Source organism: Mycobacterium sp. NGS48, from assembly GCF_059812585.1.
In genome coordinates this window covers 339,468-352,141 of sequence record NZ_JCALCY010000005.1, presented here as the reverse complement: position 1 = coordinate 352,141, position 12,674 = coordinate 339,468, and the positions used below count along the sequence as shown (strand labels likewise).

Annotated in this window: 15 protein-coding genes and 1 pseudogene; 5 read left to right on the top strand and 11 right to left on the bottom strand. The window is 66.7% G+C overall.

Going from position 1 to position 12,674, the window contains the following annotated elements:
* Nucleotides 1–140: 140 nt before the first annotated feature.
* The 4 genes from AC5Y42_RS12885 to AC5Y42_RS12870 form a co-directional block, all read right to left on the bottom strand.
* The gene (locus tag AC5Y42_RS12885) at nt 141–836 is read right to left on the bottom strand and encodes a TMEM165/GDT1 family protein (protein WP_499898569.1); all 696 of its coding nucleotides are present in this window, start codon (nt 834–836) and stop codon (nt 141–143) included.
* Nucleotides 837–1,020: 184 nt separating this feature from the next.
* On the bottom strand, nt 1,021–1,554 hold the full coding sequence (locus tag AC5Y42_RS12880; protein ID WP_499898568.1) for a peptidase: 534 nt from the start codon (nt 1,552–1,554) through the stop codon (nt 1,021–1,023).
* A gap of 163 nt (nt 1,555–1,717) precedes the next feature.
* Nucleotides 1,718–2,341 carry a superoxide dismutase gene (locus tag AC5Y42_RS12875; RefSeq protein WP_499898567.1) on the bottom strand — a complete coding sequence of 208 codons (624 nt, stop codon included), beginning with the start codon at nt 2,339–2,341 and terminating at the stop codon, nt 1,718–1,720.
* 176 nt (nt 2,342–2,517) lie between these two features.
* A complete protein-coding gene (locus AC5Y42_RS12870; RefSeq protein WP_499898565.1) occupies nt 2,518–2,676 on the bottom strand; it encodes a hypothetical protein in 159 nt (52 codons plus the stop codon).
* Nucleotides 2,677–3,154: 478 nt separating this feature from the next.
* Here AC5Y42_RS12870 and AC5Y42_RS12865 point away from each other — a divergent pair, with 478 nt between their 5' ends.
* The 3 genes from AC5Y42_RS12865 to AC5Y42_RS12855 all read left to right on the top strand — a co-directional run bounded on the left by AC5Y42_RS12865 (nt 3,155) and on the right by AC5Y42_RS12855 (nt 5,408).
* Nucleotides 3,155–3,487 (top strand): rhodanese-like domain-containing protein, encoded by a 333-nt coding sequence (locus tag AC5Y42_RS12865; RefSeq protein ID WP_499898673.1) that lies wholly within the window; start codon nt 3,155–3,157, stop codon nt 3,485–3,487.
* A 63-nt stretch (nt 3,488–3,550) separates the two neighbouring features.
* Nucleotides 3,551–4,579, top strand: a complete 1,029-nt coding sequence (locus tag AC5Y42_RS12860; protein WP_499898564.1) for a DUF4328 domain-containing protein — start codon at nt 3,551–3,553, stop codon at nt 4,577–4,579.
* A 4-nt stretch (nt 4,580–4,583) separates the two neighbouring features.
* The gene (locus tag AC5Y42_RS12855; RefSeq protein ID WP_499898563.1) at nt 4,584–5,408 is read left to right on the top strand and encodes a glycerophosphodiester phosphodiesterase; all 825 of its coding nucleotides are present in this window, start codon (nt 4,584–4,586) and stop codon (nt 5,406–5,408) included.
* 9 nt (nt 5,409–5,417) lie between these two features.
* Here the strand turns inward: AC5Y42_RS12855 and AC5Y42_RS12850 are convergent, their stop codons facing one another.
* The 4 genes from AC5Y42_RS12850 to AC5Y42_RS12835 form a co-directional block, all read right to left on the bottom strand.
* On the bottom strand, nt 5,418–5,963 hold the full coding sequence (locus AC5Y42_RS12850) for a ferritin (RefSeq protein WP_499898561.1): 546 nt from the start codon (nt 5,961–5,963) through the stop codon (nt 5,418–5,420).
* Nucleotides 5,964–6,129: 166 nt separating this feature from the next.
* On the bottom strand, nt 6,130–7,248 hold the full coding sequence (locus tag AC5Y42_RS12845) for an LCP family protein (RefSeq protein WP_499898560.1): 1,119 nt from the start codon (nt 7,246–7,248) through the stop codon (nt 6,130–6,132).
* Complete coding sequence (locus tag AC5Y42_RS12840; RefSeq protein WP_499898559.1) at nt 7,248–8,009, bottom strand: CPBP family intramembrane glutamic endopeptidase; 762 nt, start codon at nt 8,007–8,009, stop codon at nt 7,248–7,250. The genes AC5Y42_RS12845 and AC5Y42_RS12840 overlap by 1 nt, the downstream gene beginning before the upstream one ends.
* Nucleotides 8,010–8,074: 65 nt before the next feature.
* Nucleotides 8,075–8,878, bottom strand: coding sequence for a DUF2470 domain-containing protein (locus tag AC5Y42_RS12835; RefSeq protein ID WP_499898557.1), 804 nt, complete (start codon nt 8,876–8,878; stop codon nt 8,075–8,077).
* Nucleotides 8,879–8,964: 86 nt separating this feature from the next.
* Between AC5Y42_RS12835 and pheA the strand changes: the two genes are divergently transcribed.
* On the top strand, nt 8,965–9,888 hold the full coding sequence (pheA, locus tag AC5Y42_RS12830; protein ID WP_499898556.1) for a prephenate dehydratase: 924 nt from the start codon (nt 8,965–8,967) through the stop codon (nt 9,886–9,888).
* Entirely contained in the window at nt 9,885–10,574 is a 690-nt protein-coding gene (locus AC5Y42_RS12825) for a histidine phosphatase family protein (RefSeq protein WP_499898555.1), read from the top strand. Before pheA ends, AC5Y42_RS12825 begins: the two co-directional genes overlap by 4 nt.
* A 24-nt stretch (nt 10,575–10,598) precedes the next feature.
* Here the strand turns inward: AC5Y42_RS12825 and AC5Y42_RS12820 are convergent, their stop codons facing one another.
* From AC5Y42_RS12820 to AC5Y42_RS12810, 3 genes and pseudogenes are all read right to left on the bottom strand, one after another.
* Complete coding sequence (locus AC5Y42_RS12820) at nt 10,599–10,790, bottom strand: hypothetical protein (protein ID WP_499898553.1); 192 nt, start codon at nt 10,788–10,790, stop codon at nt 10,599–10,601.
* Nucleotides 10,787–11,203: pseudogene (locus AC5Y42_RS12815) on the bottom strand (metallopeptidase family protein). The gene AC5Y42_RS12820 and the pseudogene AC5Y42_RS12815 overlap by 4 nt, the downstream one beginning before the upstream one ends.
* 4 nt (nt 11,204–11,207) lie before the next feature.
* Nucleotides 11,208–12,554, bottom strand: coding sequence for a septum formation family protein (locus AC5Y42_RS12810; RefSeq protein WP_499898552.1), 1,347 nt, complete (start codon nt 12,552–12,554; stop codon nt 11,208–11,210).
* Nucleotides 12,555–12,674 lie beyond the last annotated feature (120 nt).

The following is a 12,674-nucleotide window of genomic DNA, read 5'->3' as shown; positions in this document are numbered from 1 at the left end:
ATTGTGCAGCAGTTTCGTCGTCGTCGTCGCGGGCACTGGCGCACGGTGCCTCGCTCGGGTGCGCGAAGCCCGCGCCGGGCAACCAGCGCACGGCGACGACGAGCCGAGAACTAACTTTGCTGTCGGGCCTGTAACGCGCCTCAACCCATGCCCCGCGACGCCTCTGGGATCAGGGCCGCGACAGGCGGCCGGCGGATGAACCGCACCGCCGCGAAGGTTCCCCCGATGAGGGCGGCCGACCCGGTCACGGCGACGGCGATCCAGCGCCAGCCCAGCGCCCCGTCGAACAGCATCCACAACCCGAACAACAGGAACAGCAGACTGGCCAACACGTGCAACAGCCCCTCCGGCAACCGCCGGTGCAGCAGGATGCCCGCTGCGATCGCCAGGCCGTCGGCGACGATCATGGCGACCGTCGTACCGATCCAAACGCCGGCCCAGTTCTTATCGCTCGCCAACGCGACGGTCGCCAGCGTGGTTTTATCTCCCAACTCGGCAAGCAGAAACGACGACACGACGGCGAGAAGCGCGAACCGGGGCTCACGGACGGGGCGGACGTCGTCGCCCGCATTGGTGCCCTCGCGCCACGTCCACACCGCGAACGCCAGGAACGCGATTGCGGCCGCGAACGCCATCGGCTTGGCGGGCAGCGTCAGACCCAGGAAATGGCCGATGGCCACCGAGACTCCATGCGCCACACAAGCGGCGATACCCACCCCGGTCAAAACCACCCACCAGCGGTAACGGAGCGCGTACGTCATGGTGATGAGCTGCGACCTGTCGCCGAGTTCGGCGAGGAAGACCACTCCGAAGCTCAGTAGCGCGGCTGCGAGCATGTTTGGCGACCTTTCAGCGCGTCGCTGACGATCGAGGTTTCCCTTCGCTCGTCCAACGCGCCCTCAGGCTAGCGGTCGTATCCGAAACGCACCAGCGGGCCGACGGAGTTCGGGTAGCCGTATTTCTCGATTCGACGTGGGGCTATTAATGATTCGCCCAATCGTCGGCGGTCGCCGGAATTCGTTATGCGGCAAGCAGCATCGCCAGAATCGCTGTATCGGGGTGGCTGATGGGATCGACACCGACGCGACTGACCATCGAAGTTATGGTGCCGTCGGCTTCTGCTTCTACCCATGCTGCGCGATGTTCCAGGCCCAGATACGGCAGCCCCGGTAACAGTACGCATCCCGAAGCTGCTCCGTTGCATTCAGGCAACGACGGTGTCGTCTCGGACGGCGGATGCAACATCAACAACGCGGGCGGCTGATGATCGGCGAAATAGCCTGGGGTAACCGCTGATTCGCCGACGACCGGCCCCTCCGCGAGCACCAGCCCGACCGTGCCGGGCTGAGGTGCATCCGGCAGCTCTTCACGCGCTCCGAATACCGTTGTCGTAGAGAGTAATCCAGGCAACGACGCCACTCTGACGGCCACCATCAGCAGCTGTGCCCACTCCTTGGTCGAATCAGGCCAACGGCCAGAGATCACGAACCCCTTCAGGACGCCATGGGAGTGGAATGGCGCGACTTCGACGGCCCGGCCTGACCCTGTTTCCATGTGGCCCTCCGCGATATGCAAGCGGGTCGATGTGCTCAGCATGCGTTAGCGCTGGAATACCCGCAAGCCGACACGGCCAATCAATCGCCGGTGTCGCAAAAGATCACGGCCAAAAAAATCGGGGCGTCGCGAAAATCGCGACGCCCCGAAAACTGCTCGAAAGTCAGCCGGAGATCAATCCCTTGGTCTTCGAGCTCGCAGCCGCGTAGCGCGACTGCACGTCGTCCCAATTGACGACATTCCAAAACGCCTTGGAGAAGTCGGCCTTGACGTTCTTGTACTGCAGATAGAACGCGTGCTCCCACATGTCAAGTAACAGCAGTGGCATGACGCCCAGCGGGAAGTTGGTCTGGTGGTCGTATACCTGGAATACGAGCAGCTTCTCGCCGAGGTTGTCCCACCCGAGTGCCGCCCAGCCTGATCCCTGCACGGTGTTGGCCGCCGCCGTGAATTGTGCGCGGAATTTGTCGAACGACCCAAACGCGTCGTCGATCGCGGCGGCGAGCTCACCGGTCGGTTTGTCACCGCCATTGGGGGACAGGTTTTTCCACCACATCGTGTGGTTGACGTGGCCGGCGAGGTTGAACGCCAGGTTCTTCTCGCTCAGCAGAATCGAGGAGTAGTCATCCTTGCTGCGCGCCTCGTCGAGTTTGGCCAGCGCATCGTTGGCACCCTTGACGTACGTCGCGTGGTGCTTGCTGTGGTGAAGCTCGTTGATTTGTCCCGAGATGTGCGGCTCGAGCGCTCCGTAGTCCCAGTCCAAATCTGGCAAGGTGTATTCAGCCACGGGGTTCCTTTCCTTCATCGTTGGTGAGCTGCGTCTGACGACCGATGGTGAGCTGCGTCCGACGCTGCACTCGCAGGGCGTTCACCCCGCGGGGGGCTAGCGTAATCAACCCTGCTCCATGACTACGCGCACCGCAACAACGAGTGCAACGAGTTGCATACCCGGCGGACGCGTCTTTAGACCAAAACGATGACCACGAGGACGGCCAGCAACACCAGGGCGATGAGGCCCGCGCGCACTCCCGCCACCAAGTAGGAGCGATTACACGCAGGCGAGCCGGCATACGAATGTGACGACGACGCCGCCGGCTGCGGCCCGATCGGTTGTGCCGTCATCGAATGACCCTGACCTGCACGTCCAACACGCCCCCAGTGAGATGAGTCACAAGCAACTTCAGTGGTCGCGATAATAACGCCTCATGAACCGCGGGGAAAATTGATCCGCCAAAAGGCGGTTGACCTGCGCCGCAGCGCGGCACGTTGAGTGCCGGTGTCGCCGCTGTCCGGCTTTTCGGACGGGCCGGCCGTCTAGTCGGACTCGCGGCCATCGGGCATCCGCCGGTGGGTGTTTAGCGTGGCGATACATTTCGCTCGACCGAGCGTTGGGCTGTCGACCGACGGCCCCCTTACACGGTCGTTATCCACAACCGCGGTTACAACAGGCCTGTTGGAACCGCCTCGACGGGTGCCGTGCGGCACCGCGCCCTGTGAATAAACCTGTGGAAACTGTGGATAGCTGCCGGTTGCTGGCGTTTGCGGCACGCTGCACAACTCGCGGGCGCGTGCCAAGATCGACCGCGTGGGTGGTGAACCGGTGGTCGCAGAAGTAGACGTCGCTGCCCTGCCCGCCGAATTCGAGGCCGCCGCGGCGGTGCTGTTGGATGTGCGCGAAGACGACGAGTGGCAGCGCGGCCACGCAACAGATGCTCAGCACATCCCGATGGCCGAGGTGCCGACGAGGCTCGCCGAGATCGATCCCGGCGCTGAGTTGTACGTCATCTGCCATGCCGGTGGCCGCTCCATGCGGGTGGCGCAGTACTTACAGCAAATCGGCTACCGCGCTGTCAATGTCGGCGGCGGGATGTTGGCCTGGGCGGGTGCCGGGCGGCCCGTGATCACCGACGACGGTAGACCCGGCACCGTCTGACCGCCTTGCCCGGTGGCGACCCGCTGCGCCGCCGGGGCTTGCCATCGTCACTAAGCTGGTCCGGTGATCCAAGTGTGCTCCCAGTGCGGCACACGCTGGAATGTGCGTGATCGCCAGCGGGTGTGGTGCCCCCGCTGCCGAGGGACACTGCTGGCGCCCTCGAGCGAGGCGCCGACCACCGATCCGCGCTGGGCGCCGCGCGGTGCCGGACAACCGGTCGCTGCGCAGCGGACGGCGTCGCGGCTGCCGTCCGGCTACCGGTGGATCGCGGTGCGTCCCGGCGCCCCACCGCCTGCGCGTCGGCGTCGGCTGCCGCTGGGGCCAACCCCGCGCTACACGGTCATACCCCGATGGGGATTGGCGGACCGGGCTGGCCCCGGCGGGCCGGCTCCGATGCCGAGCGCAGAGCGCGGGCCGACGGTGGCATGGGTGCGCAGCACGCTGTTCGCCGGCGTCGTGGTGCTGGGCATCGCCGCGCTGGTGCATTTCGTGCGCTACTTGCTGCTCGTCATCAACCGCAACACGCTGCTGAACCCGATCGTGGCAGGCGCCGCGTTCTGGCTGGGCGTGCTGGCAAGCATCGCCGCGATCGCGGTGGTAGTCACCTGTGTGATTGTGCTGACCCGATGGTTGATCGCGCGCCGGGCCGCCGCCTTCGCTCATTGCGGCAGACCAGAGCGCCGAGGGCCTCGAGCACTGTGGGCAGGCTGTCTGGTGCCGCTGCTGAACTTGGTGTGGGCCCCCGTCTATGTCATCGAATTAGCCGACACCGAGGGCATCTACGAACGGTTACATAAGCCGATCCTGCTGTGGTGGATCATGTGGTTCGGCAGCACCGCGGTGTCCCTGTTCGCCATCGCCACCAGCGGAGCTCAGGATGCTCAGGGTATTGCGAACAACACCGTGGCGATGATCTTTGCCTACCTCGTGGCGGCGGCCACGGTGGCCGCCGCTGGGCGGGTTTTCGAAGGATTCGAGCGCAAACCGGTCGAGCGGCCGGCCCGCCGGTGGGTGATGGTTCCCGACGATCGCGGCAGTGCGGCGGGATCCGCTCCGGCGGTTGAGTTGGAGGGTGCGGAACCGGCAGCATAGGAGTATGACGCCGGCCGACGAGGTGCTCGCCCGGCACCCGTTCGTGGTTGCCCATCGGGGCGCCTCAGCTGCTCGCCCGGAACATACGCTGGCCGCCTACGACCTCGCCCTCAAAGAGGGGGCCGATGGCGTGGAATGCGATGTCCGGCTTACTCGCGACGGCTATCTGGTCTGTGTGCATGACCGCCGGCTGGACCGGACGTCGACCGGCGCCGGCCTGGTCAGCACGATGACCCTCGCAGAACTGCGCGAGCTGGAATACGGGGCGTGGCACGGTAGCTGGCGTCCCGACGGTGGACACGGGGACAGCGGTCTGCTGACGCTCGACGCGTTGGTGGAGTTGGTGCTGGACTGGAACCGCCCTGTGAAGATCTTCATCGAGACCAAGCACCCGGTGCGGTACGGCGCGCTGGTGGAAAGCAAAGTGCTGGCGCTGTTGCAGCGCTTCGGCATCGCGACCCCCGCCTCCGCGGATCGGTCACGCGCAGTGGTGATGTCGTTTTCGGCTGCCGCGGTGTGGCGTGTCCGGCGCGCCGCGCCGTTGCTGCCCACGGTGCTGCTCGGGAAGGCTGCCCGTTACCTGGGCAGTAGCGCAGCGACGGCTGTTGGCGCTACCGCAGTAGGGCCGTCGATTGCCACGCTGCGTGAGCATCCCGAGCTCGTCGACCGCGCCGCGGCGCAGGGGCGGGCGTTGTACTGCTGGAACGTCGACCACTACGACGACGTCACTTTCTGCCGCGACGTGGGGGTGGCATGGCTGGCCACCCGCCACCCCGGCCGCGTCAAAGCTTGGCTGCAGGACGGGCTGACCGGCGCAGGGCTCGACTAAGCAGCGACTCTAGAGCCGTCCGCCGGCCGCGGCCGGTGCGTCGGATTGCCGAGGCGCCGAGCCGATTTCACGTGCGACGAAATTTTCCAGGTCGAACAGATTGGCTCCGGCGCGGTCGGCGACCCGCAACAGCGTCGTCATCAACGCCACCTCTTCAACCTGCTCCTTGAGGAACCATTGGATGAATTGCTCACCCAGATAGTCGGCTTCGTCGCGCGCGACGGCGGCCAGCCGGCTCACCTGGTCGGTGACGGACCGTTCCTGATCCAAGGCCAGCGCCAATGCGTCCCGTGGCGTGTCGAATTGGTTGCGTACCCGGTCCACGCCGGGGATCTCGACGCGGACCTCGCGGTCGAGCAGGTATTGCACCAGCATCATCGCGTGATTCCGTTCTTCCACAGCTTGACTGTAAAAGTGTTTCGCCAGCTGAGGCAGGTCGGAATCATCGAAATAGACAGCCATTGCAATATATTGCTGTGCGGTGGTGAATTCGTTGTAGATCTGCTCCTGCATTAATGCATGGAATTTTGTTCGGTGGGCATCGCGATCGGTCATGACTGCAACGCTACCCCTGGTCAGAGGCCATTGTCATCCAAGGTAATACTTACTCAGGCGAGCTTTGCCTAAGTTAAGCAAGGCTACGTTTAATGCTTTAATCGACCGTGTTCAGATATTGGTGGGTGAGCTAATCGCGGGTCGTCGCGAATTGCTCACCCGACCGTTAAGGCTGTCCCTCGACAACCGCCGCCGGCACCGGTGCGTCAGCGGCCAGCGCGTCGAATAATTGGGCGGCTTCATCGTGGTTCCACACCACGACGGAGCCCGAGTCGCTGCCGGTGAATTCGCCGATCGGCACCGTCACCGTGGTTGTCGCGCCGTGCAGCGACCAACCCAACCGGGCCAAGTCCCAGACATGGGCCCCCTGGTCGACGGTCAGCGCGTCCGCCGCCGCATGCGGCACCGAATACCAGCGCCAGGGGTTCAGCCACACTCCGGGGCTGGTAGCGCGGTGCAACAGTGCCGACATGAATTGCCGCTGGTTGGCCATGCGGTCGAGGTCGGCGCGCGGGGTGGCGCGACTGCGTACATAACCCAGGGCGGTGCGGCCGTCGAGCGTCTGGCAGCCGGCAGATAGGTCGATCCCGGCCAGCGGGTCTTCGATTGGCGCCGCCGGGCAGGCGGTGACCCCGCCAAGGGCATCGACGAGGACCGCGAACCCGCTGAAACCGACCTCGACGTAATGGTCTAGTCGCAGACCGGTGGCCTGCTCGACCGTCTGCGCCAGCAACGACGCGCCGCCCATCGCGAACGCCGCATTGATTTTGTCCCGCCCATAACCGGGGATCGGCACGTAGGAGTCGCGGGGAATGGACACCATCGTCGTCGGAAGCGTCGACCCGAACGTGGGGACGTGTACCACCAAAATCGTGTCGGTGCGGCCGTTGCCGATGTCGTCGCCGGTGGTCAGGTCCTGCTGCTGTTCGGCGGTGAGCCCTTCTCGGCTATCCGACCCGACCAGTAGCCAGGTGGTGCCGCGCCCGGAGGGTGGCCGACCGGGATAGTCGGCCAGCACCGGTTGCCGGTCCAGCGCGGTGTCCATCCACAGCGCACCGCCGAGGATTGCGGCGGTGGTCAACAGCACCGTGATCAGCGCGGTCAACGAAATCACCTGCCCCCACGCGTGTTTGCGACGCCGCCGAGGCCGACTGGGACGGGCGCGTTGCGGTTTGGTGCCCCGGTTTGGCGGCGGTGGGTCGGGATGGCGTGGTTGGGAGCCGATATCGCGCTGGATGATCGGCGACGGCTCTCGTCGCGGTCCGGTCGGCTGGTTGCGGTTCATCAGCGCAGCCATCCGAGATGGCCGGCCAGCAGCGCATAACCGACGAAGGCCACCGTGTCGATCAACCCATGGGCAATCACCAGCGGCCACAGTCGGCCGCTGCGTTGCCAGGCGTACCCGAACACCAGTCCCATGGCGATGTTGCCGAGGCCCGCGCCGAAGCCTTGGTAGAGGTGGTAGCCACCGCGCAGCAGGCTGGAGCATGCCAGCGCCACGCGCGGGTTGACGCCCAGCTGAGGCAGCCGGGTCAACAGATAACCGACGACGATGATCTCTTCTGCCCACCCGTTGGCGAACGCGGCCGCAACCAATACCGGCACCCGCCACCACGTGTCGCTCAGACTGGACGGGACGACCTCGGCGTTGAGCCCGATGGCCCGCGCGGCGAAGTAGAGGCCCAGCCCGGGTAATCCGATCAGCGCGGCCAGACCGGCACCGCCCCACAGGTCGGTACGCCAGTCAAAGCGGCCGAGGCCAATCCGGGCGGGAGTGAAGCCGCTGCGCCACAACAGGTACAAGCCCAGGCCGCCCCAGGCGATCAGTTGCCCGACGAAGGCCGCGTTCAGCCCCAGATCGATCAGGTCGAAGTAGGACCGCTTCGGGTTGAGTGGAATCCGCTGCGCGCTCAAATTCCGCAGTACTGCGTCGGTGAGTTGCAGAACCGCGGTGACGGCGGCCAAGCCGAAGGTGACGCCCAGTACTACGCCGACCTCGATCCACAGCGCGCGTGGCTGCACCAGCTGGCGATCGGGTGCGGTCACCTCGACACGGTAACCGGTCGAATTAGCTGACGGCCGTCACCGTGCTGGCGTCGTGACGAAACCGACTAGGAATAACCGCGGGCCCGCAGGCCGTTGACGAAGGGGCAGCCCAGCAGCACCCGGATGGCCTGGCTCAGGCCGACGACGTCGTCGACCGGTTTGCGAAATGGCAACCGGACGTCGCTGTCGCCGTCGGCGCCTTCGACGCGCAGCCGCACCCCGTACCGGTCGATACCTAGCGGTCGCACATCGCCGCGCCGTAGCCGCGCGGGCAGTCTGGCGGCCAGTCGCGCCACCACGTCGCGGTGAGCGGTGTCGAGGTGTCTAATCCAGCATGTCTCCAAGGCACAGAACGGGTCTGGGCGTGCGGCCAGCAGAGCGGCGACTCCCACGGATTCGGCCCCGGTGGTATCGGTCGCCACCACCGACTCGATCTCCAGCCGAAGCAGCGTGTAGCGGGTGTCGCCTTCGACCGCGGGCCGGGATGCCGCCGTCTCTACCTGCAGCAGCGCTGGATTCGGGTCCTCGGCGGCAATCAGGTCAAGCATTTCGCCGGCCATGGGCAGTGGCACCGGCCGCAACCGGCCGCGGATCCACACCAGCGAGCGCACCGGCTCACGCAGCGGCAACGGCGCGTAGTCGGCCAGCTCCAGCACAGCTTGCGCCCCTGCCGCAGCGCAGGCCAACTGCTCGGCCACCTCCCCGTCGGCGGCGGCCACGACCGCGAACGACCCGTCGGACAGCAGGTGGTGCAACGGCGTGGTGACCGGCTCCGCCCGGTCGACGGCCAGCAGCGCACCACCGGCCCGCAAGCAGGTGCTGCGGATCCGTTCAGCGGTCGTCGGCGTGGCGCAGTTGGCGAGAGTCATCGATCACCATCCTTGAAGTGAGGTAAGCCTAACTTAACTAGCTCGGCTGCAGCGGCGCAAGACTGCCGACCCGATAGGGTTTTGTCGTGGCTCGTATCGCGTATCTCGGACCGGAGGGGACCTTCACTGAAGCCGCGCTGCTGCAGATGCGGGATGCCGGCATGGTTCCCCAGCAGAGTCCCGACGCGGTGCAAGCGGTGCCGGTCGTGAGCACACCGGCTGCGCTGGACGCCGTCCGGAGTGGCGAGGCTGATTACGCCTGCGTGCCGATCGAGAACTCGATCGACGGGTCGGTGGTGCCGACGCTGGACAGTCTGGCCATCGGGTCGCCGCTGCAGATGTTCGCCGAAGTGACCCTGGACGTGGCGTTTTCCATCGCCGTCAAACCTGGTCGCGCCGAGACCGACGTGCGGACGCTGGCCGCCTTTCCGGTCGCGGCTGCACAGGTACGGCGCTGGCTCGCCGAGCACCTCCCCGCCGTCGAATTGCAGCCGGCCAACTCCAACGCCGAAGCCGCGCAGCAAGTCGCCGACGGGCTTGTGGACGCGGCAGTGAGCTCGCCGCTGGCCGCGGCCCACCGCGGGTTGGCCGCGCTGGCCGAGGGGGTCGTCGACGAGCCCAACGCGCGCACCCGGTTCGTGTTGGTCGGGCCGCCGGGTCCGCCACCGGCGCGCACCGGGGCCGACCGGACGTCGGTGGTGTTGCATATCGAGAATGCGCCAGGGGCCCTGGTAGCGGCGTTGATCGAGTTCGGCATCCGCGATATCGACCTCACTCGGATCGAATCCCGCCCGACCCGAAAAGAGTTGGGCACCTACGTGTTTTTTCTGGATTGCGTCGGGCACATCGACGACGACGCGGTCGGCGAGGCACTCAAAGCCCTTTACCGTCGTTGTACGGACGTGCGTTATCTGGGTTCCTGGCCTACCGGAGTGGCCGCCGGCGCCGCGCCACCGCAACTTGACGAGGCGTCGCGCTGGCTGACGCGGTTACGGGGTCGGCGGCAATGAGCGGCCGGTTGGTTTTGCTGCGGCACGGCCAGTCGTTCGGCAATGTCGACCGCCGGCTGGATACCCGCCCGCCGGGCAGCGAGCTGACGCCGTTGGGCCGCGATCAGGCGCGCGCGTTCGCGCACAACGGCTTGCGACCGCCGGGGCTGTTGGTGCACTCGATCGCTACCCGGGCGGCGCAGACCGCCGCGGAGATCGGCGCCGCCGTCGACGTGTCGGCCAGCGAAGTCACCGGCATCCACGAGGTGCAGGTCGGCGAGTTGGAAAACCGCAGCGATGACGACGCCGTCGCCGAGTTCAATGCCATCTACCAGCGCTGGCACGAGGGCAACTGGGATGTTGCGCTGCCGGGCGGCGAGACCGCCAACCAGGTGCTGGACCGTTACGTGCCGGTCTTGACCGAATTGCGGATGCGCTATCTCGACGACGACGAGTGGGACCGTGACATCGTCGTCGTCAGCCATGGGGCGGCGATTCGGCTGGCCGCGGCCGTATTGGCCGGAGTCGACGGCAGCTTCGTGCTGGACCACCACTTGGCCAATGCCGAGTCGGTGGTGTTGGCGCCCATCACTGACGGGCGCTGGAGTTGCGTGCAGTGGGGCGCACTGTCGCCACCTTTTTCTCCTGAGCCGCAGGCGACACCGGTGGCCGACGCCGTGGAATCGGGCACCGACCCGATGGGCTGACCGCCCGGGCCGGGCAGTCGACGATCAGATCGCCAGCGCGATGGATTCTGCGCACTCGCAGCCGACCGCGTCGCAGTCGACCACGAAGGCATGCGGAATCAGCTCCGGGCTGGTGCACTCGGGCTCGGTGCACTCCGACCGGCGCAGTGAATGTCGAATGATCGTGCCGTGGCAGTGATCCAAGCCGGCCCGGCAATCGCGGCAGCCTGTAGTCATGGCCCGTTCTTAGCACGCTGCGCCGACAAATCATTGGTGCCGCGCCCGACGGGCCGGGATCGTCAGGCCCAGCCCAAGTCGTGCAGGCGGTCGTCGTCGATGCCGAAATGGTGCGCGATCTCGTGAATCACCGTGATCTTCACCTCGTCGACAACCTCGTCGTCGGAGTCGCAGATGTCTAGCAGCGCGTCGCGGTAAATCGTGATCGCGTCGGGCAGCGACCCGGCGTAGTTGGAGTCGCGCTCGGTCAACGCCACTCCCTCATAGATGCCGAGCAGCTCGGCGTCGTCCGGATGCCGGTCGGCGACCAACACCACGACGTTGTCCATGACAGCGGCCAGCTCGGGCGGGATCAGGTCGAGCGCGTCGGACACCAGCTCCTCGAATCGCTGCGGGTCCATTCGCACCGCCACCCGGTTACCCCCCCGGCGCCGGTTCGGCGGGCGGCGGCGGTGCGGGTTCGGCGGGCGGGGGCGGCGGCACTTCCTGAGCCGGCGGCGGTGGTGCGGGTGCCGCCGGCGGCGGGGCCGGCGCTTGGGGCGCCGGCGGTGCGGGTGCCGCCGGCGGCGGCTGCACGGCAGGTGCGCCCGGCTGCTGCGGCAAATGCTGGTTGCCTTGCCGTTGCTGATCCGTCTGCCCGGCGGCCGATGACGAAGGGGCTCCCCCGGAATTGGCCGGCGGCATGGGGATGGGCGGCAGGTTGAGTCGCTCCTGCGGAATGTCCGGCGGCGGAATCGGCGGCTGGCCGTTGATCATCAGCGCGCCCTTGGCACTGTTCACCAGCGTCGCCCAGCCACCGTTACCCAGCGTCGCGCCGATGCTGCAGGCCACCTCGCGGCTGCCGGCAGACCAGCTCGGCAATGACAGCGTGCTGTAGGTCAGCGTCAACGTCGTGCTGCGCAACTGCACCGGGGCGAGGTAGCCGTCGGTGAGCCTGGTGCACGACTCCTTGACGAAGGCATCCTGTTCGGATTCGGGGGGCAGCGCGTCGGGGAACTTGGCGACCAGGTTGACGGTGCCGGTGACCTCCATCGCATGCGGGGCGGCGCAGTCGACCGGGACGTCGGTGGGCTGGTTGGTCGTGGGGTCGATACCCAGGCAGGTGCCGTCCGGCCACACCCGCGACTGGTCGAGATCGGCGACCTTGCCCTTGAAGACCTGTTGTTCGTTGCCGGCGCCGGGCAATTGCAGACCGCACAGCATGCGCCGCTCACCGGCTTGCCGCCACGCCCTGTCGCCCGACCACAGCATGCTGATGGTGAACTTGCTGTGCGGGTCAAAGCGGGCGCCGAGGTAGCGGTGCACCGCCGACTCGCACTGTTCCTGGCCGATCTGCTCGATGCGGGCCGCCGACGGCGGGGCGGCCTCCGGCCCGTATTCCGAACCAGGGAAAGTCCGCATGTCGACCGACTCGGCGACCTCGAACCGGTGCTCGTCCTTGCAGTCGACGATCGTCGCGGCATCGGGGGTCTGATTGGGCCACATCAGGCAGTCGCCGCCGGCAGCGCGGTTGAAAGCGGCGTTGCCCTTGGTGCCGGTGCTGGGCACCGGGTCGATGTAGCCGGCGAGTCGCCCGCCGTCGCCGTTGATCGGCAGTGCGGTCACCAGCCCGGCGATGAGCAGACCACCCAGCGCGGTCAGCAGCAGTGCCCGCCGGGTTGCCGAAGCGTGCAGGGTGCGCAGCCAGCCGAACCGAGCCGGCCGAGATTGCCGCTGGTCGGTGAGCGCATCGTCCTGTCCGAGTGCGTCCAACATCGGCTCCATTCTGACAGGCCCGATGCGGAGCGTGACAGTTGATGCAAAAGTTGCCTGCGAGGTCGGCCCCGGTCGTGCCGGAGTTGGCCGACGCTTGGTGCGGCACCGAAGAAAAGTAGTGTTCTAGGC

Excerpts from the sequence above, each read along its gene's own strand:
- AC5Y42_RS12885 (WP_499898569.1), bottom strand. The coding sequence starts at position 836 with ATGCTCGCAGCCGCGCTACTGAGCTTCGGAGTGGTCTTCCTCGCCGAA.
- AC5Y42_RS12880 (WP_499898568.1), bottom strand. The coding sequence starts at position 1,554 with ATGGAAACAGGGTCAGGCCGGGCCGTCGAAGTCGCGCCATTCCACTCC.
- AC5Y42_RS12870 (WP_499898565.1), bottom strand. The coding sequence starts at position 2,676 with ATGACGGCACAACCGATCGGGCCGCAGCCGGCGGCGTCGTCGTCACAT.
- AC5Y42_RS12855 (WP_499898563.1), top strand. The coding sequence starts at position 4,584 with ATGACGCCGGCCGACGAGGTGCTCGCCCGGCACCCGTTCGTGGTTGCC.
- AC5Y42_RS12850 (WP_499898561.1), bottom strand. The coding sequence starts at position 5,963 with ATGACCGATCGCGATGCCCACCGAACAAAATTCCATGCATTAATGCAG.
- AC5Y42_RS12845 (WP_499898560.1), bottom strand. The coding sequence starts at position 7,248 with ATGAACCGCAACCAGCCGACCGGACCGCGACGAGAGCCGTCGCCGATC.
- AC5Y42_RS12835 (WP_499898557.1), bottom strand. The coding sequence starts at position 8,878 with ATGACTCTCGCCAACTGCGCCACGCCGACGACCGCTGAACGGATCCGC.
- AC5Y42_RS12825 (WP_499898555.1), top strand. The coding sequence starts at position 9,885 with ATGAGCGGCCGGTTGGTTTTGCTGCGGCACGGCCAGTCGTTCGGCAAT.
- AC5Y42_RS12820 (WP_499898553.1), bottom strand. The coding sequence starts at position 10,790 with ATGACTACAGGCTGCCGCGATTGCCGGGCCGGCTTGGATCACTGCCAC.
- AC5Y42_RS12810 (WP_499898552.1), bottom strand. The coding sequence starts at position 12,554 with ATGGAGCCGATGTTGGACGCACTCGGACAGGACGATGCGCTCACCGAC.